Origin of the sequence: Sphingomonas hylomeconis (assembly GCF_025370105.1) — a bacterium.
GTDB lineage: Bacteria > Pseudomonadota > Alphaproteobacteria > Sphingomonadales > Sphingomonadaceae > Sphingomonas > Sphingomonas hylomeconis.
In genome coordinates this window covers 22,118-42,365 of record NZ_JANQBK010000003.1, presented here as the reverse complement: position 1 = coordinate 42,365, position 20,248 = coordinate 22,118, and the positions used below count along the sequence as shown (strand labels likewise).

Here is a 20,248-nt window from a genome sequence, read left to right as displayed (position 1 = left end):
GACGCCCCGGCTCACCGGCGCGCTCCCGCTTGCCCAGTCGCCAGCGGCAGATCGATGCGGAATCCCGGTGTCGCGGTATTCTGGTTGTCCCTCGAACCGTCCTCGTTCAGTACCAGCACGGCGCTGTTGATCGCGGGCATTCGGCCCAAGAACACGAGCTCTCCCTCGAAGGTCTGCCCCGCCGGAATCGATAGCCGCATATTGGTCGATGGCGGTGACAGATACAGCCGCTCGCCACTGTCGAGCAGCAGGTAACCGTCGCGGCTGCTGTTATAGCGATTGAGGTCGATATCCTGGTCCCGGCCGTTGATCACGCGGATGCCGACGACGGTGTCGGTCGGTCGCGACTGTAGCGAGGTCAGTTGCAGGACCGCGCCATTGGGATGGGCGACTTGAATGTCGAGTGGCTTGGCCTGGCCGCCATTCCACATATTCGGGGCGCTCGCGACAGCGGGTACGACCGCATTGCCGGCCGCATCGCCATCCGCTTTGGGCGCCGAGGGTTGCTGGCAGGCCGTGAGCGCTGCTGCGAAAGCGAGGGATATGGCAAGCTTGGGCACGGTCATTCGGCATCTCCATCGAAACGAAATGGGCAAAGCTTAGAATGCCTCAACCGCACGATTGCTCCGAGCAGCCCGTGCGACGCCCCGCGGTGCCCGCGGTCAGCGCCCCGTCCGCTTACCTAGTTTCCAGCGCAGGATGTGGGAGGCGCGAAGTCGATGAAGGCCGCCCCCGGAATCGGCAGCGCCACCGGATCGGTCAGCCGGCCGCCGGGCCGGATCGTGAAGGCCGTGACGGTCTCCCCGCCCTCGTGCGCGACGAGCAAGCGCGCGACCGCATCGAGCACGAAGAGGAAGCGCGGCGAGCGACCGCCGCTTGGCACTTCCTCGAGCATCGTCGGATCTCCCGCGGCATCGAGCGCAAATACCGCGATCGTGTCGGCGCCACGATTGCCCACATAGAGCCGATCGGCGGCGCGATTGCGCGCGATGCCGCCGACGATATTGCCCGCAACTGCGCCGGCGGAGGTTGGCCGGATCACGCCGGCGGTGAAGCCGGTCGGCCCGGCGCGGTGCAGCACGGTGAGCGTCGCGGCCATTTCGCTCGCCAGATAGACGATCGGCATGTCGGGATGGAACAGCAGGTGGCGCGGCCCCGAGCCACCCGGCGCGGCATAGGCGATGCTCAGCGGGCCGAGCGCCCCGGTCGCCGTGTCGAACGCAAAAGCCAGGATCCGGTCCGTGCCGAGATCGGCGCACCATAATAGCGTGCCGTCGGCGGCAAAGCCCACCCAATGGGCATGCGCGGTCTGCTGCCGCGCGCGATCGGGGCCGTGCCCGGAAAGGCGATGCAGCGCGATCGGCCCGCGCAGCGGGTCGCGCGCCAGCACGGCGACCGATCCGCCATAATTGGCCACCGCCAGCCAGCGGCCGGACGGGTGCAGCGCGAGGTGGCAGGGCGCGGCATCGCCGGTCTCCGCCAAGGACAAACGTCGCCAGTCCTCGTCATGGGACGCATAGCTGGCGAGCGTGCCGGCATGTTCGTCGATCAGATAGGTCTTGCCGCCCGGCGCGCGCAGCCCGAACGAGGCATCGACGATCGACGCGACCGGCGTGCCCACCGTCCAGCGGTCCGCCGCCGGATCGTAGCGCAGCGGATAGAGGCCGTGCCCGCCCGAACCGGCATAACTGCCCACGATAAGGTCGATCGTCGCCATGCCCCGCCATAACGCCGCAGTTCCAGCACGATAGCGCAAAGTAGGTGCTTTACATTCACAATACACTCGGTACGATCCAGGCTCTTTTCGCGAAAGGGTCCCCCATGCTCGAGCTCGCCCATGTCACGCATGTCTACGCCAACGGCACGCGCGCGCTCGACGATGTCAGCCTGAGCGTGCCGAACGGCATGTTCGGGCTGCTCGGCCCCAACGGCGCGGGCAAGTCGACGCTGATGCGCACCGTCGCCACGTTGCAGACGCCGACGGCGGGCAGCATCCGGTTCGGCGCGATCGACGTGATCGCCCATCCCGAGGCGCTGCGCGAGACATTGGGCTATCTGCCGCAGGATTTCGGCGTCTATCCGCGCGTATCGGCCTATGACATGCTCGATCACATGGCGGTGCTGAAGGGCATCGCCGCGGCGCGCGAGCGCAAGGAAACGGTCGAAACGCTGCTCAACCAGACCAATCTGTGGAGCGTGCGCAAAAAGGCCATTGCCGGCTTTTCCGGCGGCATGCGGCAGCGTTTCGGCATCGCACAGGCGCTGATCGGCAATCCCGGCCTGATCATCGTCGACGAGCCGACCGCCGGGCTCGACCCCGAGGAGCGCAACCGCTTCCTCAACCTGCTCGCCGAGATCGGCGAGAATGTCGTCGTGATCCTGTCGACGCATATCGTGGAGGACGTCGCCGATCTGTGCCCGCGCATGGCGGTGCTCGCCGCCGGCCGCATCCAGCTCGAAGGCGCACCGCTCGCGCTGATCGAGCAGACGCGCGGCTCGGTCTGGGCCAAGACGATCGGCCGCGACGAGCTCGACGAGGCCCGGCTGCGCTACGAAGTGATCTCGACGCGCCTGTTTGCCGGGCGCACGATCATCCATATCCTGTCGCATGACGACCCGGGTGACGGCTTCGCCGCGGTCAAGGGCGGGCTGGAGGACGTGTATTTCTCCACCCTCGCCCGCTCGCGCCGCGTGCCGGCCGAAGCAACCTCCTCCGCCGTCGCGGCCTGAGCGCGATGTTCGGCCAGATCGCCCGCTTCGAACTGCGTTACCAGCTGCGCAATCCGGTCTTCTGGACCGTCTCGATCCTGTTCTTCCTGCTGACCTTCGGCGCGATGACGGTCGAGCAGATCCAGATCGGCAGCGGCGCCAACATCCACAAGAACGCGCCCGTCGCGATCGCCAACATCCACCTGATCATGTCGCTGTTCTTCATGTTCGTGACGACCGCGTTCGTCGCCAACGTGATCGTGCGCGATGACGAAAGCGGGTTCGGGCCGATGGTCCGATCGACGCGCGTCACCAAGACCGATTACCTGCTCGCGCGCTTCCTAGGGGCGTTCCTCGCCGCGGCGATCGCCTTCGCCGCAATCCCGCTGGCGATTTGGCTCGGCTCGCTGATGCCCTGGGTCGATCCCGAGAAGCTGGGGCCCAACCGGCTGGCGGACTACGCCTATGCCTATTTCCTGCTCGCTTTGCCCAACGTGTTCCTCACCTCGGCGATCTTCTTTGCCGTGGCGACGATGACGCGCTCGATGATGTATTCCTATCTCGGCGTCGTCGTCTTCCTGGTGCTGTATTTCGCGCTCACCGCGATCCTGCGCAGCAAGCCGGAATGGCGCCCGTTCGGCAGCTATGTCGAACTGTTCGGCCTCGGCGCGTTCAACACCACCACCCGCTACTGGACCGCGAGTGACGCCAATGCCGGCCTGCCCGCCTTTGCCGGCGTGCTGGCGTGGAACCGGCTGATCGCAATCGCCGTCGGGCTGCTGGCGATCGTCTTGGCCTATGCGCGGTTCAGCTTTGCCGAGCGCGGCCTGTCCAAGCGCAAGCTGCGCCGGCAGCAGCGCAAGACCGCCCGGCTGGCCGCGACGCCGCCGGTGGTGGTCGATCAGCTGCCCGCCGCACAACCTGACCGGGCGGCGTGGACGCGGCTGATCGCGCGCTGCCGCTTCGAAATGGCGCTGGTGTTCCGCAGCCCGGCCTTCCTGGTGCTGCTGGCGATCGGGCTGTTCAACGCCGTCGCCGGGCTGCTGTTCGCCAATGAGATGTTCGGCACGCCGATCCGCCAGCTCACCTTCGCGGTGATCGGCACGCTGCAGGGCAGCTTCTCGATCATCCCGCTGATCATCGCGATCTATTATGCCGGCGAACTGGTGTGGCGCGATCGCGAGCGCGGGATGCACGAGATCGTCGATGCAACATCCCTGCCCAACTGGGCGTATCTCGTGCCCAAGGTCCTCGCGGTCACCGGCGTGCTGTTCGCCACCACGCTGATCTCGGTGGTCGCCGCCTGCCTCGTCCAGCTGACCCGCGGGCAGACCGATCTTGCGCTCGACCAGTATCTCGCCTGGTACGTGCTGCCGATGACCGCCGATGCGCTGCTCCTGGCGATCCTCGCGGTGTTCGTGCAGGCGCTGTCGCCCAACAAATATGCCGGCTGGGCGATCATGCTGGTCTATCTCGTCGGCACGATCACGCTGACCGGCATGGGGTACGAACATCCGCTATACCAATATGGCAGCACCGGGACGGTCCAGCTTTCGGACATGAACGGTGACCAGATCGGCGGCGCGCGTTCCTGGTGGCTGCGGCTGTACTGGGGCGGGGTCGCGCTGGCGCTCGGGGTGTTTGCCCACCTGCTGTGGCGGCGCGGCACCGAGACGCGGCTCAAATCGCGCCTCGTGCAGCTGCCGCGCCGCTTGATCGGCGTGCCCGGCGCGGTCCTCGCCGGCGCGCTGATCGTCAGTGCGGCGACCGGCGCGTATCTCTACCGCGACATGAACGTGATCAACACGTATCGCACCGCGCAGGACGGCGAACGCCGGCTCGCCGACTATGAGAAGAAATACCTCAAATATGTCGCGGTGAAACAGCCTTCGGTGACCGACATGCGGCTGAACGTCGCGCTCTATCCCGCTGAGCGCCGGATGGAATCGAGCGGCAGCTACGCCTTCGTCAACGATACCGGCGCTCCTTTGCGCGATCTGCATGTCCGGCTGATGGACGACCAGACGACATTGGGCGCGGTGACCATTCCCGGCGCCAGGCTGGTGATGGACGACGACGACGTACAATATCGCATCTATCGCTTCGCCACGCCGCTCGCGCCGGGCGCGCGCGGCACGCTCCGCTTCCAGGCAACGCGCTGGGAGCGCGGCATGCGCGCCAATGCCGACGATACGCGCGTGGTGGGCAATGGCAGCTTCCTGCAGAATGGCGAGTTCGCGCCGCAACTGGGGATGGACCAGAACGGCCTGTTGCAGGACCGCGCCAAGCGCCGCAAATATGGCCTGCCCCCCGAACTGCGCATGCCCAAGCTCGAGGATCGATCGGCACAGGCACGCAACATGCTGTTCAACGCGCCGTGGGTGCGGTCGGACATCACCGTTTCGACCGCGGCCGGCCAGGTGCCGATCGCGCCGGGCCGCAAGGTGGCGGACATGATCGCGAACGGGCGCCGCACCGCACGGTTCGTGTCGACCGCACCGATCCTCGCCTTCTTCTCGGTCCAGTCGGCCGCTTATGACGAAAAGACCCGCATCGCCGACGGTACCACGCTCAGCGTGTTCTACGATCCCAAGCACGCCTTCAACGTCGATCGCATGCTCGATGCGATGCAACGCTCGCTACGGTATTACCGCGCGAATTTCGGTCCCTATCAGTTCGATTACGCGCGGATTTTGGAATTCCCCGGCTATGCCAGCTTCGCGCAGGCGTTCGCCGGCACGATCCCCTATTCGGAGCGGATCGGCTTCATCGCCGACGACCGCGATCCCGACGCGATCGACTATGTGACCTATGTCACCGCGCACGAACTGGGCCACCAATATTGGGCGCACCAGCTGATCAGCGCGGACATGCAGGGCAGCACGATGCTGGTCGAGACGATGGCGCAATATTCCGCGCTGATGGTGATGAAACACCAATATGGCGAGGACAAGATCCGCCGCTTCCTGAAATACGAACTCGATTCCTATCTCCGCGCGCGCGGCGGCGAAGTGGTCGAGGAAGTGCCGCTCGATCGCGTCGAGAATCAGGGCTATATCCATTACCGCAAGGGCTCGCTGGTTATGTACCTGCTGCAGGAGCGGCTCGGCGAAGCGCGCGTCAACGCGATGCTGCGCGACCTGCTGGCGCGCTACCGCTTCAAGGGCAAACCCTATCCGCGCTCGCTGGATCTGGTCGACGGGCTGCTGTCGCTGGCTCGCACCCCCGCCGAACGGCAATTGGTGCTCGATCTCACCGATCGCATCACGATCTACGATCTCAAGACGACGGCGGCGGACAGCCGCAAGCTGCCAGACGGTACGTACGAAACCGTGCTGACGATCGACGCGCGCAAATCCTACGCCGATGGCACGGGCAAGGAACAGGCCGCGCCACTGGTGGATGCGATCGATGTCGGGCTGTTCGACCAGCGCCCCGGCCTCGGCAGTTTTGCCGCCGGCGACGTGATCCTCAAGCAACGCCGCCCGATCCGCTCAGGCGTCCAGACCGTGCGCCTCGTCAGCAAGCGCAAGCCAGCCTTTGCCGGGATCGACCCCTATAATATGTATGTCGATCGCAACGGCGATGACAACGTGATGGCGGTGACGATAAAGTGAAGCCGCCGTTCGACGCGGCGGCGAGAATCTGACAATAGGGCATCATGACTGCAATGCCCGGCATCACCGACGGCCGCGCCCGGCGGCTCAAGGCCGCCACCGGCGAGACGCATCAGCGGCTCGACACGCGCATCATGGCGGCGGATCCGTTCGGCGATCGCGCGCGCTACGGCCGTTTTCTCGCGGTGCAATATCTGTTCCACCGCGATATCGATGCGCTGTACTGCCTGCCCGCGCTGACCGCGCTGATCCCCGATCTCGCCGCGCGCCGCCGGCTCGATCAGGTCGCGCAGGACATTGCCGATCTCGGCCAGGCGCTGCCCCTGCCCGATCGCGCGCCGCTATTCGACGATCCGGCAGAGGGGGCGATCGACGTGCCGACTGCGCTCGGCTGGCTGTACGTCGCCGAGGGTTCCAATCTCGGCGCTGCCTTTCTGTTCAAGGCGGCGGCCAGGCTCGGGCTCGACGGCAGCTGTGGCGCGCGGCATCTCGCCGGCCATCCCGAAGGGCGGGCGCAGCATTGGCGCGATTTTACCGCCGCGCTCGACGCCCTCACCCTGCTGCCGCCCGAGGAGGCGCGTATGGTCGCCGGTGCCCGGGCCGCGTTCATCCGCGTCCATGACTTGGTCGATGCGCGCATCTGAGCCGGTGCCCGGCAACCGCATGGTGCGTGCCGGCTGGCTGCTGCTCGGCCTGCTCAATGTCGCGCTCGGCGTCATCGGTGCGATTCTGCCGCTGATGCCGACGACGATCTTCCTGATCCTGGCTGCCGCCTGCTTTGCGCGGTCGTCGCCGCGGCTGGAGCGATGGCTGCTCGATCATCCGCGCTTCGGGCCGACGCTGCAGGCGTGGCGGGCGGAAGGCGCGATCCCCAGGCGCGGCAAGATCGCCGCCTGCTGCGGCATCCTGCTTGGCTTCGCGCTGTTTCTGCTCGGGGCACATCCCGGTTGGTTGCTCGCCTTGGGCGTCGCGGCGGCGATGGCAGGATGCGCCGCCTATATCGTGTCGCGCCCGACCGCCGGTCGCCCCCGCCCGATCGACCCCGGATGATCGCTGCAGATACGGCCGCTCGCTATGTGCGATCCGAACGCCTAGGGTGATCGTATCGCCGACGGAACGCTTCTGGCAGCCGGTGACTGAGAGACGCATTATGTGCTCCCGCTTCGAGTGAGGAAACGGGCATGTCTTCGATACACCTGCACGGTCGCGCTGCGCGGCCCGTCGCGGCCCTTGCGTGATGCCCAATGCCCCCCTGCCGATAGACATTACCAATTGCGATCGCGAACCGATCCATGTGCCCGGCACGATCCAGCCGTTCGGGTTCCTGATCTCGGTTTCCACCGATTGGCTGATCTCGCGCGTCTCGGCCAATATCGCCGAGTTCATGGACACCCCGCCCGAGGCACTGCTGGGCACGCCGCTGGCGGCCTTGTTCAGCGACCGCGCCAGCCATGCGCTGCGTAACATGGCCGCCAAGCTGCGCGGCAGCGATGCGATCGAACGGATGTTCGGTCTCGCGCTGGTCGATGACGGTCCATTGTTTGATGTCGCGCTGCATTTCGTCGATCGCGCGCTGGTGATCGAGGCCGAGCCGGTCAAAGGCGAGACGCTGGATGCCGCGATGCTGGTGCGTACGATGGTCGTGCGACTCGAACATATCGGCGAACTGAACGATTTCCTGCGCGAAGGCGCACGCCAGATCCGGGCGTTGACCGGGTTCGATCGCGTAATGGTCTATCGCTTCGATGCAGTGGGCAGTGGCGAGGTGGTAGCGGAAGCCCTGAGAAGCGGCGTCGACAGCTTTTTGGGGCTCAACTACCCCGCGTCGGACATTCCGACGCAGGCGCGCGCGCTGTATCTGCGCAGCGTCTTCCGCATCATCGCCGATGTCGATGCGGTAGCGGTGCCGATCCTGCCAAGCAAAGATTTGCGCGGCGAACCGCTCGACCAGTCGATCTCGGTGCTGCGCGCGGTATCGCCGATCCATATCGAATATCTGCGCAACATGGGCGTCCAGGCATCGATGTCGATCTCGATCATCGTCGACGGTGCCTTGTGGGGGCTGTTCGCCTGTCACCATTACAGCCCCCGCCTGCCCGGCTTCGCGCTGCGCAGCGCAGCCGAACTGTTCGGCCGGATGTTCTCGATGATGCTGGAAAGCCGCGAGCGCCGCATCGCGCGCGAATATGAGCAGCGCGCGCGTCTGATCGCCGATCAGTTGATGACCTCCGCGGCGCGCGACGGCAGCCGCTTGAAGAACGTCGCCTGGCTCGGCGAGATGATCTTCGGCGCGATTCCGGCGGACGGAGTCGGCGTGTCGATCGATGGCGAGATCGTGCTGAGCGGGCTCGCCCCCGATGCCGCGCAGTTTGCGCGGATCGTCGATCGGCTCAACCTGCTGTCCGCCAGCCAGATCTTCGCCACCGATCGAATCGTCGCGCAATTGCCCGAGGCGGGCGCGTTCGCGCATCTCGCGGCGGGCATGCTGGCGATACCGCTGTCGCGCTCGCCGCGCGATTACGTCATCCTGTTTCGCACCGAGCGGCTGCACGCGGTGCGCTGGGCCGGCAATCCTGCCAAGGAGATCGTCCATGGCCCCAACGGGCCACGGCTGACGCCGCGCAAGAGCTTCGAGACCTGGTCGGAACTGGTCCGCGGCACCTCGCTGCCCTTCACCCCGGCCGAACTGATCGTTGCCGAGACGCTGCGCGTCGCCTTGCTCGAGATCGTGCTGCAATTGTCCGATTCGGCAACGCTCGATCGGCTGCGTGCGCAGGAGCATCAGGAGATGCTGATTGCCGAGCTCAATCACCGCGTGCGCAACATCCTGTCGCTGATCCGCGGGCTCATTTCGCAGACGCGCGACAGTGCGCTGTCTGCCGACGCGTTCGTCGCGACGCTTGACGATCGTGTCCAGGCACTGGCCCGCGCGCACGACCAGCTGACCGCCGAACGTTGGGCGCCGGCGCGGCTGATCGATCTGATCCTGACCGAGACGCACGCCTATCTCGGCGCCAAGCGCGACCGCATCGCGCTCGACGGCCCCAACGTCCTGATCGATCCCACGGCCTTCACCGCGCTTGCCCTGGTGGTGCACGAACTGGTCACCAACGCCGCCAAATATGGCTCGCTGAGCGATGGCGGCAGCGTCACGCTGGCTTGGGATATCGCGGAAGACGGCACCCTGGCGATCCGCTGGCGCGAGGAAGGCGGTCCGCCCGTCGCGCCGCCGACGCGCAAGGGTTTCGGCTCGACGATCATCGAACAGTCGATCCCCTACGATCTTGGCGGCAGCGCCGTGACCGCCTTTCCGGTCACCGGGTTCGAGGCGGCGTTTGCGATTCCCGCGCGCTTCGTCGGTGCGATCCTGCCCGACGCCGTGGCGACCGACGCGCTCCCGCATGTCGAGCCCGAGCGCGGCCGCGCGCTGGAGGGTTGCGTCGTGCTGCTGGTCGAGGACAGTATGATCATCGCGCTCGACTGCGAGGACAGTCTGCGCGAGCTCGGCGCGCAGGACGTGTGCACCGCGCCCTCGGTCGATCGGGCGCTGGCGCTGATCGAGGAGCGCGAGATCGATTTCGCGGTCCTTGATTTCAATTTGGGCGACGAGACCAGCGTGGCCGTCGCCAAGCAGCTGCGCGCGCGCCAGGTGCCGTTCGTGTTCGCCACTGGCTATGGCGACGCGCTCGATGTTACCGACGATCTGCGGCAGATCGCGGTGATCTTCAAACCTTATAGCATCGTCACGCTGGCCGCCGCGATCACTGCCGCCGGGCCGCTCGCCGGGCGGCACTGAGGCCGGTCGCCGGGCGCGGCTGGCGATAGCGATCGAACCAGGCGATAATCGCCGCGGCCTGGCGGCGGCGGCGTGCCGGGATCCGCCCGGCATATTGGCGTCGCGCGCCGCGAGCCGCTAAGGCGCGGCGATGCTCCGTATCACCGAACTGACGCTGCCGCTGTTCCATGCCGACGAGGATCTCCCCGCGGCCATTTGCAAACGCCTGCGCATCTCGCCGCGCGACCTGATCAAGCACGTCGTCGCCCGACGCGCGCACGATGCGCGCGACAAGGCGAATATTCTCCTGGTCTATTCGGTCGACGTCAACGTCAAGAACGAGGAGGCGGTGCTCGCGCGGTTCAAGAAGGACCGCGGCGTGCAGCGCACCCCCGACACGCGCTACCGTTTCGTCGCACAGGCACCGGCGGATGCCCCGCGCCCGGTGGTGATCGGCACCGGGCCGTGCGGCCTGTTCGCCGGATTGATCCTGGCGCAGATGGGCTACAAGCCGATCATCCTCGATCGCGGCAAGGTGGTGCGCGAGCGGACCAAGGATACCTGGGGCCTGTGGCGCAAGGCAGTGCTCAATCCCGATTCCAACGTTCAGTTCGGCGAGGGCGGCGCGGGAACCTTCTCCGACGGCAAATTGTGGAGCCAGATCAAGGATCCGCGCCATCTCGGACGCAAGGTGCTGACCGAATTCGTCAAGGCCGGCGCGCCGGCGGAGATTCTGACCGAGGCGCATCCGCATATCGGCACGTTCCGGCTCGTGACGATGGTCGAGAGCATGCGCGAGACGATCGAGGCGCTCGGCGGCGAATACCGCTTTTCGACGCGCGTGAATGGCCTGGATATCGCGACCGACGGCGGCGGCGTGCGGCGGGTGCGCGGGCTGCACCTGCAGGATGGCGGCTATCTTGAGGCCAGCCATGTGGTGATGGCGATCGGGCACAGCGCACGCGATACGTTCGAGGCGCTGTACGCGCAGGGCGTGCATGTCGAGGCGAAGCCGTTTTCGATCGGCGTGCGGATCGAACATCCGCAAAGCTGGATGGACGATGCGCGCTTCGGCCCCTGCGCAGGCAATCCGATCCTGGGCGCTGCGGATTACAGCCTGTCGCACCACTGCGCGAGCGGGCGCACGGTCTACAGCTTCTGCATGTGCCCGGGCGGCACCGTGGTGGCGGCGACGTCCGAGCCGGGGCGCGTGGTGACCAACGGCATGAGCCAATATTCGCGCAACGAGCGCAACGCCAATTCCGGGCTGGTCGTGGGCATCGATCCGGCGCGCGACTATCCCGGCCACCCGCTCGCGGGCATCGCGCTGCAGCGGCAATGGGAATCGGCAGCGTTCGTGGCGGGCGGATCGAGCTACGCCGCGCCGGCGCAACGACTGGGCGATTTCATGGCCGGGCGGGCGTCCGAGACGCTGGGATCGGTGATACCGTCGTACAAGCCGGGGGTAACGCCGACCGATCTGGCTGCGTGCCTGCCCGATTTCGCGGTGACGGCAATGCGCGAGGCGCTGCCGGTGTTCGGTCGCATGATCCCGGGTTACGACCATCCCGACGTGGTGATGACCGGGGTAGAAACGCGGACCTCGTCACCAGTGCGCTTCACCCGCGGCGAGGATTTCCAGAGCGTGAATACCGCAGGCCTGTTTCCGGCGGGCGAAGGGGCGGGCTATGCCGGGGGGATCCTGTCGGCGGCGGTGGACGGGATCAAAGTGGCCGAGGCGGTTGCGCTAAATATCGGCGGCGCCTGAGTTTCACGGCGGCGGGGCCCCCTTCCCACTGCCGTCATCCTGAACTCGTTTCAGGATCCAGTCCTCCTCTCGGACGATCGTCCGCGTGGCACGATGGATCCTGAAACAAGTTCAGGATGACGGCAGTATATGGGGCAACGTTACGACAGCGTCGCCAGTGCTTCCTTCCGGAACGGCTCCAGCTCGTCCATCCGGCCTTCTTTGATCTTGGTCGCCCACAGCGGATCCTGCAGCAGCGCGCGCCCCACGCCGACCAGATCGAAATCGCCGCGATCCAGCCGCCGCAGCAATTCGTCGAGCGCCGCCGGCTCCGAACCCTCGCCGCCGAACGACGCGATGAATTCGCCCGAAAGCCCCACCGAGCCGACGGTGATCGTCGGCTGCCCGGTCAGCTTCTTGGCCCAGCCAGCGAAGTTGAGATCCGAACCGTCGAATTCCGGCTCCCAGAAGCGGCGCTGCGAGCAATGCAGGATGTCCGCGCCGGCATCGACCAACGTACCGAGCCAAGCCGCCATCTCGTCGGGCGAATTGGCCATGCGCACGGCATAATCCTGCTGCTTCCACTGGCTGATGCGGATGATGATCGGATAATCCGGGCCGACCGCCGCCCGGGTGGCCTTGAGGATTTCCGCCGCAAACTGCGAGCGTTCGACCAAAGACGGCCCGCCGAACGGATCGTTGCGCGCGTTGGTCCCTTCCCAGAAGAACTGGTCGATCAGATAGCCGTGCGCGCCGTGCAGCTCGACCGCCTCGAAGCCGAGCCGCTTGGCATCCGCCGCCGCCTGCGCAAAGGCGGAGATCGCATCGGACACCTCATGATCGGCCATCGCTTCGCCGAATTGCTTGCCGGGGCGGGACAGGCCCGACGGGCTGTCATAGGCACCGGGCGGGCTCCAGCTCTCGTGCCGCGTCTTGACCGCGCCGACATGCCACAATTGCGGCGCCATCACGCCGCCGACCGCGTGAACCTCATGGATCACCTTCTGCCAGCCGGCCAGTTCGCGCTCGCCATGGAAGCGCGGCACATCGGGATCGTTGAGCGAGGCGGGCCGGTTGACGCCGGTGCCTTCCGACACGATCAGCCCGACATCCGCCGCGGCGCGCCGCCGGTAATAGCTCGCCACCGCATCGGTCGGCACGCCGCCCGGCGAATGCGAGCGCGTCATCGGCGCCATGACGATGCGGTTCTTCAGGCTCAGCGACTTGTAGGTGAACGGCGAAAACAGCGCTTCAGCGGTCATTAGATACCCTCTCGTTCGATCGGTATCGCGAATACTATGGCCGATCGTACGGCGAAAGCGAATTTTAGACTATCAGGTATGGAAAGCGTTTAGCCGCCAAACCAAGCGGCGCGCTCCTCATTGGTCAGCGACGGCACGACCGACCGCTGCGTCCGCGCCGATTCCGCCGCGGCATCGAGGCAGGCCATCACCGCGATCGCGTGCACGGGCGGGACGGGATTGGGCGCTCCCCCCTGCAATGCCGCGACGAGGCCGGCGTAGAACAACCGCTGATCGCCGGGCAGCGCCGCGATCTCACGCCGGCCGCCACTACCGTCATGGACGACCAGCGGATCGGGATCATCACCCCAGCCTGCGCCGCCGGGCGTCATGCCCGCAAGCAATTGCTGCTCCTGCCCGTCGCCCCGCTGCTTTACGATGCTCCCGTCAGTGCCGTGAACGATGAACCGCGGCGATCCGCCGGCCACCAGCATGCTTGCCTGCAGCACGACGCGCTTGTCGGGATAGTTGAGCACGACATGCGCCCAATCGTCCGACCGCGCACCATCACGCAGCAGCGCAAGGTTGCCGGTGACGCGATCGGGCAGGCCGAACAGCAACAAGACCTGATCGAGCAGGTGCGGGCCGAGATCGACCCACAGCCCGCTGCCCGGCCCATCGCCTTCGCGCCAGCGATCGCGGACCTGCGGGCGAAAGCGATCGAAATGCGATTCGAAATGTTTGACCGCGCCGATCACATCGTCGGTGAGTGCTTGGCGCACGGTCAGGAAGTCGCTGTCCCAGCGGCGATTGTGGAAGACGGTGAGCAGGCGATCGTGTCGTGTCGCGGTCGTCGTGAGCGCTCGGGCCGAGGTGAGGTCGAGCGTGAAGGGCTTGTCGACGACGACATGCTTGCCGGCGCTCAACGCGGCGTCGGCAAGCGGGGCGTGGCTGTCATTGGGGGTGGCGATGACGACGAGGTCGATATCGGGGGTGGTGGCGGCACTCAGCGGATCGTTGATGACGGTGATGCCGGGCAGGTCGGCATGGACCTTGGCGGTGTCGCTGGAACCGATCAGGCGCAGCTCTAGCCCTGGTACGGCGCGGATCAGCGGCGCATGGAACGTGCTACCGGAAAAGCCGTAGCCGATCAGGGCAACGCGGATCCTCGGGGTCATATTAGCCTTCACACATCTACGCTTCTGTTCTCCCGCGGAAGCGGGAGCCCAGGGTACCAAACGTTATCGCCTGCACCCTGGGCCCCCGCTTTCGCGGGGGAACAGAAGGCACATGTTCAAACGGGATCGGTGCCAAGGTTTTCCGGGGTGACTGCAAGGAACCGGCCAAATGCCACCCCTGCAAAGCGCTTACGCCGCCTCGCGCCGCGGCAGTTTCCAGCCCGGGCGCACGAAGTGGCAGGTATAGCCATTCGGCAGCCGCTCGAGATAATCCTGGTGCTCGGGCTCGGCTTCCCAGAAATCGCCCAGCGGCGAGACTTCGGTCACCACCTTGCCCGGCCACAGGCCCGAGGCGTCGACATCGGCGATCGTATCCTCGGCCACTGCCTTCTGCGCATCATCGGCATAGAAGATCGCCGAGCGATAGCTGGCACCACGATCATTGCCCTGGCGATCCACCGTCGAGGGATCGTGGATCTGGAAGAAGAATTCGAGCAGCGCGCGATACGTCGTCTGCGCGGGATCGTAGACGATCTCGATCGCCTCGGCATGGTTGCCATGGTTGCGATAGGTGGCGTTAGGGACTTCGCCGCCCGAATAGCCGACGCGCGTGGACACCACGCCCGGCAGCTTGCGGATCAGATCCTGCATTCCCCAGAAACAGCCCCCGGCCAAGACGGCGCGTTCGGTGCTCATGCAACATTCTCCACTTGGTTCAGATATTCGCCGTAACCCTCGGCTTGCATGTCGTTGCGATGGACGAAGCGCAGCGAGGCGGAATTGATGCAATAGCGCAGCCCGCCGCGATCGCGCGGGCCATCCTCGAACACATGGCCGAGATGGCTGTCGCCATGTTTGGAGCGCACTTCGACGCGGCGCATGAACAGCGAATTGTCCGCCAGTTCGGCGACATTGGCGGGCTCGATCGGCTTGGTGAAGCTCGGCCAGCCGCAGCCGGATTCATATTTGTCGGCGCTGGCGAACAGCGGCTCGCCGGAGACGATGTCGACATAGATGCCGGGTTCCTTGTTGCCGAGCAGCGCGCCGGTACCGGGGCGCTCCGTGCCGCTTTCCTGCGTCACATGATATTGCTCGGGGGTCAGCGCGGCGATCGCGTCCTGATTCTTGCTGTAGCTGGTCATGGGCTTCTCCATTGCGACGCTGAAGATGGTGACCCGGACGGCATAGGACAAGCGTCACGAAGCAGGATCGGCGCCGCGCAGCAGCGTCCAGCCGGCGGGCAGATAATCGACCGACATATAGAAATAGAAGGCGCAGGAACCGTCGCGGCGATAGCTGCCGCCCTTCAGGATGCCGAACGCGGTGCCGCCGCTGAACACGGGAGAGCCGCTGTCGCCGGCATTGCAGGTCGGGCCGGCGACGGTGACCCAGGTCGGCAGGCAGGCGCCGCCGCAGATATCGCCCGCCGGCGCGAAATCGGTCAGCTCGACCAAGGCGCAACTGTAGCCGGTGCGCTCGCCGCGATGGCACACGAAGTCGCCCGAGCGCGTGCCGGCGCGCGTGCGCTGCCCGGTGACCGCGCGGACGCGCGACTTGGCCGTGTCGCTGTAGAAGATCGGCGGCAGCGGCGCGGCGCTGGCATTGATCTGCACGTCGCGATAGCCCCAGCCCCATTGCCCGACATAATCGAGCGGCCGCAGCCCCGCCTGCGGATCGCGATAGCTCATCTGGTCGAGGCAATGCGCCGCGGTGGCGATGGCATCGCGCGTGCCGTCGGTAACGGTGAAGCCGGTGGTGCAGACATAGCGCTTGCCGTCCGCCGGGCTCACGCCTTCCAGCCGCGCGCCGCCGGCCATGTCCATGTTGCGATCGACCTGGTTGAGGATACGCAACTGCACCGGCACGCCGGCAATGCCCTCGAGCCTGGCCGTCAACGCTGCGGCGCCAGGGCCGGCCTGTGCGCTCGGCACGATCACGACAAGCTCGCCGCTGCGCGGATCGAAGCCGATGCCGGGCGCGCTCGGCAGCGCGGCGCGGATCGCCGCCTGATGCCAGGTCAGCGCCCAGATGCCCTGCTCGCGCGTGCCGCGCGCGCCGGTCTCGAACGTCACCGGCACGGTCATCGTGCCGGCCCTGATCCGCGTCGCGCGCACCGGTCGGTCGCCGGTCAGGTGCACGACGATGCGATAGTCCGGGCGATGCTCGATCACGATCCCGGCCAGCCGGTCGCGATAGGTCTCGGCCAGTCTGTCGGTCGCCGCGACGCTCGCTTCCTGCGCGGCAAGCCGGCGGATCGCCTCGTCGCGCGGAACCCCGAACTGGCGGGCATATTCGGCGCCGTCATGCGCGAGCGCATCGCCGGGGGTTTCCCGCACCGGTGCCGGCGGCTGGAGACCGGCCGCAACTTTATCCGGCGCGGCCTGCACCGGCGCCTGTGGGGCGGTCTGCGCCGCGGCACCGGTGGCGGCGAACAGCAGCATGGCGAGGATCGGGATACGCACGGCCCGCTCGTATCAGCCGCCTCGCGGCACGCCTAGAGCATCGCGGTCAGCGCGGCGGAAAGATGCTCGCGCATCGCACCACCCGTCACCGTGACGATCCGTGCCGCAAGGCCCATCCGATCGGCCAGCGTGATACCGCCCGGCCCCAGCACGGTCAGCGCGCTGGCCCAGGCATCGGCCTCCATCGCCGATGCGTGCAGCACGCTAACCGAGACCACGCCATGCGCCGCCGGACGGCCGGTGCGCGGATCGAGATTATGCGCGCCGCGGGCATAATCGCCCGACGTGGCGGCGGCGAGCCCATGCAGCGCGACGCGCAGCGGCGGCAGGTCTGCGCCGGGCGGGGCTTCGAGATCGACCCACCAGGGATCGCCGTCCGGTCGGATACCGAACCCGGCAAGCTCGCCGCCAACCTCGACCAGCGCATGGCGGACCCCGGACGCGCGCAGCACATCCGCCAGCGCGTCGACGGCATGGCCCTTGGCGATGCCCGACAGATCGAGCGCCACCCCGCCGGGCTGGCGCAGCCGCCGCGCGGCGGGATCGAAATCGAGGCGTTGCCAGCCGGAGGCGGCGCGCGCGGCGGCGATCTCGGCCGCGTCGGGCGCCGGCATCGCGCCGGGCGGGCCAAAACCCCAGAGATCGACCAGCCGCCCGATCGCCGGATCGAACGCGCCTTCGCTGAGCGCCGCGCTTCGCAGGCCGGCGGCCATGACATGCGCGAAATCCGGCGGCAGCGTGGTCCAAGTCCCCGCCGCCGCACGGTTGAACCGCGCCAGGATCGATCCGCTGTCCCAATGGCTCATCTCGGCGACGAGACCGGCGAGCCGCGTGACGATCGCGCGCTGCACCACGCCGGTATCGGCTCCCCGCGGCGGCACGAACAGCACGCGCCAGCTGGTGCCCATCGTCAGCCCGTCGAGCGCGACGATCGGCGCCGCCGGATCGTGGCTGGCGAACGCGCTGCCATCGATCTGCGCCGGCAGCGCGATCCGCACGTTCAGGGGGTCAGCACTTCAAGCGTGGTCGTATAGGCCATGCGCCGTTCGGTCGCGCGCGGCGTGCTGGTCCTGGTGTCGGTCGTCGTGGCGTTGAGCCAGTACATGCCGGCGGTCGGCCAGGTGACGGTGAGCACGCCGTCCGCGCCCGTAGTAAGTTCGCGGCCGCCCTCCTCGTTGCGGTAACGCTTGCCGCCGGGGATCACGCTGACCTTGATCCCGGCTGCCGGCTTGCCGTCGATCAGGAAGCGGAATTTGGCCGCTTCGCCCGCCACGAGTTCGTCGGGATGCGTGATCGGCGCGAATTCGAGGCCCTGGTTGGTGGGCTTGAACACGGTGGTGGTCGGTTCGCCGGCCGTGACGAAGATTTCGTTGCGGCTCGATGTTTCGGTCAGCTTCACCTCGGTGGCATTGGCCGGGATATCGGCGATGGTCAGCGGCGGCTGGCGCACCGCACCGGGCTGGCCGCCACCCATGCCGGGCCCACCCATGCCGGGGCCTCCCGCGCCGGGCGGCGGGCCGCCGCGCCCGCCGACGCGCTTCTCGACACCATCGATCTTGAAGCTGCCGACCACGCCGGACAGTTGCGAACCGATCTTCCACGTCCCCGGCTTGTCGAGCTGCACGTCGAACACCGAGCGGTAGCGGCCGGTCGCACCGTTCTTCAGTTCGCCCGGCGTGCCGTCCGGCTGCCACACCTTGATTCCGTCCAGCCGGCCGGGCTGGTGATCGAGGAAGAACAGGTCGTTGGAGACGGCGGCATCCACCGTCACCCAGCTGTTGGTGCCGGAAAACACCGTACCCGACGGCAGCAGCCACATGCGGTGCGCGGAAAGACCGGCGGGGATCGACAGCAAGGCGGCGGCGGCGAGCAGGCGGCGAGCGATGGGACGCATGGTCTGGATCTCCTGTCTTAGCGGGCTGAAAGCGTGACTGCGCCGAGTTCGGCCTTGCCGGTGGCGCTGCCGGCGATCTTTGGGACATTGAGCGGCAAGGTGACGAGCTCGCGACCGCCGGTCTCGCGCGCGGCCTCGACGTTCAGCACATAGGCGCCGGGCTTGAGATCGGCGGGCAGCTGGAGACTGTACTGGCCGGGCGCGCGCGTCGCGCCGCTGACGCCGTTGGCGGGCAGGCTCAGGCTGCGCCCGCCCTTGCGCCACCAGGCGCGCAGGTCGGACAGCCATTTGGTACCCGGCTCGTTGCCGCCCTTCTTGACCGCGTACCACACGGCCAGCGTGCGCGCCGCGCCGCCGCCGGCGGGTTCGACCCACACCGCGACATAGGGGCGGTGATATTCGGCCACGCCGAGCCGCGGGATGGTGATCGTCACCGTGCCGGCCATCGCCGGCGCGGTGACCAGCCCGGCAAGCAGCACCGGAGACGTCAGCAGGATCGAGCGCATGGGATGCTCCTTAGTGGATGAACAGGATGGCGATGATGACGGGCAGGGCCAGGCCGAACGCGACCAGCGGCCAGGTCGACGGGCGATGCCGCGCGTGGAGTTGCAGCAGCAGCAGCCCGGTCAGCGTGAACAGGATACAGGCGCCGGCGAACAGATCGATGAACCAGAACCAGGCAGCGCCTGCATTTCGGCCCTTGTGCAGGTCGTTGAGATAGGAAATCCAGCCGCGATCGGTCGTCTCGGCGGTGATCCTGCCGCTCGCGCGGTCGATGCTGACCCAGGCGTCCCCACCCGGGCGGGGCAGCGCGACATAGACTTCGCCGTCGGACCATTCGCCGGGCTGCGCCGCCGGATCCACGCCGACCGCCTGCTTGACCGCCGCGGCAACCGGCGCGGGCAGCGCCGCATCGGCCGCCGGTGCCTTGGCCAGGCTGGCGCGCAGCGGCGCCGCCAGCGTGCCTTCCTTGCTGGTCACTATTGGGGTCGCGCCGATCGAAGCGGCATGGTTGAGCGTGATCCCGGTGATCGCGAACAACAGCATCGCCATCAGCGACACCGCCGCGCTCACCCAATGCCAGCTATGCAGCTGCCGCAGCCACCAGCCGCGCCATTTGCGCTTTTTCGGTTTGGGGACGGGCGTGACGGTTTCGGGGATGACGATTCACCAGACGAGCAGAGGGTGACGTCCTAAAGCCGCTATTGCGAGGCATTGTCAACAATATCGTGCGGCGTCGCGCCGCCCCTTTCCCCGCGACGCCGCCTCCCCGGCTATTTCTGCTCGTTGTCGCCCGTCACCGGCGCATCCGTCGCCTCGTCGCGTGTCGCGCGCGCGGTCATGCCGGTGGCCGAGGCATCGTCGAGCATCTGCTCGTCTGGCGGGGTCACCGGTTCGACATCCATCTCGGCACTGGCATTGACGTCCGGCGGCGTCGGTGCGGCCTCGGTCGGCAACGCCACCGGCGTGGGTACCGCCTCCGCCACCGGGGCGACATCCTCGTCGCTGGCGATATTCTCAACCGGCGCGGGCTCGGGCGCCTCGCGCGAACAGGCGCCAAGGCCCAGCACAAGCAGGCTGGCGGTGGTGGCGAGCAGCAGCGGGCGGGTCGGTTTCATGGTCAT

Annotated in this window: 18 protein-coding genes; 6 read left to right on the top strand and 12 right to left on the bottom strand. The window is 67.2% G+C overall.

Annotation, left to right across the window (positions count from 1 at the left end):
* Positions 1-11 precede the first annotated feature (11 nt).
* Both NV401_RS03990 and NV401_RS03985 read right to left on the bottom strand, forming a co-directional pair.
* Positions 12-566 (bottom strand): hypothetical protein, encoded by a 555-nt coding sequence (locus NV401_RS03990; protein ID WP_261293106.1) that lies wholly within the window; start codon positions 564-566, stop codon positions 12-14.
* Between the two features lie 116 nt (positions 567-682).
* Entirely contained in the window at positions 683-1,717 is a 1,035-nt protein-coding gene (locus tag NV401_RS03985) for a lactonase family protein (protein ID WP_261293105.1), read from the bottom strand.
* A 104-nt stretch (positions 1,718-1,821) separates the two neighbouring features.
* Here NV401_RS03985 and NV401_RS03980 point away from each other — a divergent pair, with 104 nt between their 5' ends.
* From NV401_RS03980 to NV401_RS03955, 6 genes are all read left to right on the top strand, one after another.
* Complete coding sequence (locus NV401_RS03980) at positions 1,822-2,730, top strand: ABC transporter ATP-binding protein (RefSeq protein WP_261293104.1); 909 nt, start codon at positions 1,822-1,824, stop codon at positions 2,728-2,730.
* Positions 2,731-2,735: 5 nt separating this feature from the next.
* A complete protein-coding gene (locus NV401_RS03975) occupies positions 2,736-6,326 on the top strand; it encodes an ABC transporter permease/M1 family aminopeptidase (protein WP_261293103.1) in 3,591 nt (1,196 codons plus the stop codon).
* A 44-nt stretch (positions 6,327-6,370) separates the two neighbouring features.
* Positions 6,371-6,970 carry a biliverdin-producing heme oxygenase gene (locus NV401_RS03970; RefSeq protein ID WP_261293102.1) on the top strand — a complete coding sequence of 200 codons (600 nt, stop codon included), beginning with the start codon at positions 6,371-6,373 and terminating at the stop codon, positions 6,968-6,970.
* On the top strand, positions 6,957-7,376 hold the full coding sequence (locus NV401_RS03965) for a YbaN family protein (RefSeq protein WP_261293101.1): 420 nt from the start codon (positions 6,957-6,959) through the stop codon (positions 7,374-7,376). The genes NV401_RS03970 and NV401_RS03965 overlap by 14 nt, the downstream gene beginning before the upstream one ends.
* A 187-nt stretch (positions 7,377-7,563) precedes the next feature.
* Positions 7,564-10,122 (top strand): HWE histidine kinase domain-containing protein, encoded by a 2,559-nt coding sequence (locus NV401_RS03960; protein WP_261293100.1) that lies wholly within the window; start codon positions 7,564-7,566, stop codon positions 10,120-10,122.
* Between the two features lie 130 nt (positions 10,123-10,252).
* Complete coding sequence (locus NV401_RS03955; RefSeq protein ID WP_261293099.1) at positions 10,253-11,869, top strand: NAD(P)/FAD-dependent oxidoreductase; 1,617 nt, start codon at positions 10,253-10,255, stop codon at positions 11,867-11,869.
* 140 nt (positions 11,870-12,009) lie between these two features.
* Here NV401_RS03955 and NV401_RS03950 read toward each other — a convergent pair whose 3' ends face one another.
* From NV401_RS03950 to NV401_RS03905, 10 genes are all read right to left on the bottom strand, one after another.
* Positions 12,010-13,110 (bottom strand): NADH:flavin oxidoreductase, encoded by a 1,101-nt coding sequence (locus NV401_RS03950; RefSeq protein ID WP_261293098.1) that lies wholly within the window; start codon positions 13,108-13,110, stop codon positions 12,010-12,012.
* A gap of 89 nt (positions 13,111-13,199) precedes the next feature.
* Positions 13,200-14,267: an oxidoreductase gene (locus NV401_RS03945; RefSeq protein ID WP_261293097.1), complete on the bottom strand. Its 1,068-nt coding sequence runs from the start codon at positions 14,265-14,267 to the stop codon at positions 13,200-13,202.
* Between the two features lie 189 nt (positions 14,268-14,456).
* A complete protein-coding gene (gene msrA / locus NV401_RS03940; protein ID WP_261293096.1) occupies positions 14,457-14,963 on the bottom strand; it encodes a peptide-methionine (S)-S-oxide reductase MsrA in 507 nt (168 codons plus the stop codon).
* Complete coding sequence (msrB, locus tag NV401_RS03935) at positions 14,960-15,409, bottom strand: peptide-methionine (R)-S-oxide reductase MsrB (protein ID WP_261293095.1); 450 nt, start codon at positions 15,407-15,409, stop codon at positions 14,960-14,962. Before msrB ends, msrA begins: the two co-directional genes overlap by 4 nt.
* Before the next feature lie 54 nt (positions 15,410-15,463).
* Positions 15,464-16,729, bottom strand: coding sequence for a S1 family peptidase (locus NV401_RS03930; RefSeq protein WP_261293094.1), 1,266 nt, complete (start codon positions 16,727-16,729; stop codon positions 15,464-15,466).
* Positions 16,730-16,761: 32 nt separating this feature from the next.
* Positions 16,762-17,727 carry an FAD:protein FMN transferase gene (locus NV401_RS03925; RefSeq protein WP_261293093.1) on the bottom strand — a complete coding sequence of 322 codons (966 nt, stop codon included), beginning with the start codon at positions 17,725-17,727 and terminating at the stop codon, positions 16,762-16,764.
* 2 nt (positions 17,728-17,729) lie between these two features.
* A complete protein-coding gene (locus NV401_RS03920) occupies positions 17,730-18,623 on the bottom strand; it encodes a DUF4198 domain-containing protein (RefSeq protein WP_261293092.1) in 894 nt (297 codons plus the stop codon).
* Positions 18,624-18,640: 17 nt separating this feature from the next.
* On the bottom strand, positions 18,641-19,129 hold the full coding sequence (locus tag NV401_RS03915) for a DUF2271 domain-containing protein (RefSeq protein WP_261293091.1): 489 nt from the start codon (positions 19,127-19,129) through the stop codon (positions 18,641-18,643).
* Between the two features lie 10 nt (positions 19,130-19,139).
* Complete coding sequence (locus NV401_RS03910) at positions 19,140-19,784, bottom strand: PepSY-associated TM helix domain-containing protein (RefSeq protein ID WP_261293569.1); 645 nt, start codon at positions 19,782-19,784, stop codon at positions 19,140-19,142.
* A gap of 113 nt (positions 19,785-19,897) precedes the next feature.
* Positions 19,898-20,242 (bottom strand): hypothetical protein, encoded by a 345-nt coding sequence (locus tag NV401_RS03905; protein WP_261293090.1) that lies wholly within the window; start codon positions 20,240-20,242, stop codon positions 19,898-19,900.
* Positions 20,243-20,248 lie beyond the last annotated feature (6 nt).

Bases quoted from the DNA above. Each gene is read 5' to 3' on its own strand.
- NV401_RS03990 (WP_261293106.1), bottom strand. From the start codon at position 566: ATGACCGTGCCCAAGCTTGCCATATCCCTCGCTTTCGCAGCAGCGCTC.
- NV401_RS03985 (WP_261293105.1), bottom strand. From the start codon at position 1,717: ATGGCGACGATCGACCTTATCGTGGGCAGTTATGCCGGTTCGGGCGGG.
- NV401_RS03980 (WP_261293104.1), top strand. From the start codon at position 1,822: ATGCTCGAGCTCGCCCATGTCACGCATGTCTACGCCAACGGCACGCGC.
- NV401_RS03975 (WP_261293103.1), top strand. From the start codon at position 2,736: ATGTTCGGCCAGATCGCCCGCTTCGAACTGCGTTACCAGCTGCGCAAT.
- NV401_RS03970 (WP_261293102.1), top strand. From the start codon at position 6,371: ATGACTGCAATGCCCGGCATCACCGACGGCCGCGCCCGGCGGCTCAAG.
- NV401_RS03965 (WP_261293101.1), top strand. From the start codon at position 6,957: ATGCGCGCATCTGAGCCGGTGCCCGGCAACCGCATGGTGCGTGCCGGC.
- NV401_RS03960 (WP_261293100.1), top strand. From the start codon at position 7,564: ATGCCCAATGCCCCCCTGCCGATAGACATTACCAATTGCGATCGCGAA.
- NV401_RS03955 (WP_261293099.1), top strand. From the start codon at position 10,253: ATGCTCCGTATCACCGAACTGACGCTGCCGCTGTTCCATGCCGACGAG.
- NV401_RS03950 (WP_261293098.1), bottom strand. From the start codon at position 13,110: ATGACCGCTGAAGCGCTGTTTTCGCCGTTCACCTACAAGTCGCTGAGC.
- NV401_RS03945 (WP_261293097.1), bottom strand. From the start codon at position 14,267: ATGACCCCGAGGATCCGCGTTGCCCTGATCGGCTACGGCTTTTCCGGT.
- msrA (WP_261293096.1), bottom strand. From the start codon at position 14,963: ATGAGCACCGAACGCGCCGTCTTGGCCGGGGGCTGTTTCTGGGGAATG.
- msrB (WP_261293095.1), bottom strand. From the start codon at position 15,409: ATGACCAGCTACAGCAAGAATCAGGACGCGATCGCCGCGCTGACCCCC.
- NV401_RS03920 (WP_261293092.1), bottom strand. From the start codon at position 18,623: ATGCGTCCCATCGCTCGCCGCCTGCTCGCCGCCGCCGCCTTGCTGTCG.
- NV401_RS03915 (WP_261293091.1), bottom strand. From the start codon at position 19,129: ATGCGCTCGATCCTGCTGACGTCTCCGGTGCTGCTTGCCGGGCTGGTC.
- NV401_RS03905 (WP_261293090.1), bottom strand. From the start codon at position 20,242: ATGAAACCGACCCGCCCGCTGCTGCTCGCCACCACCGCCAGCCTGCTT.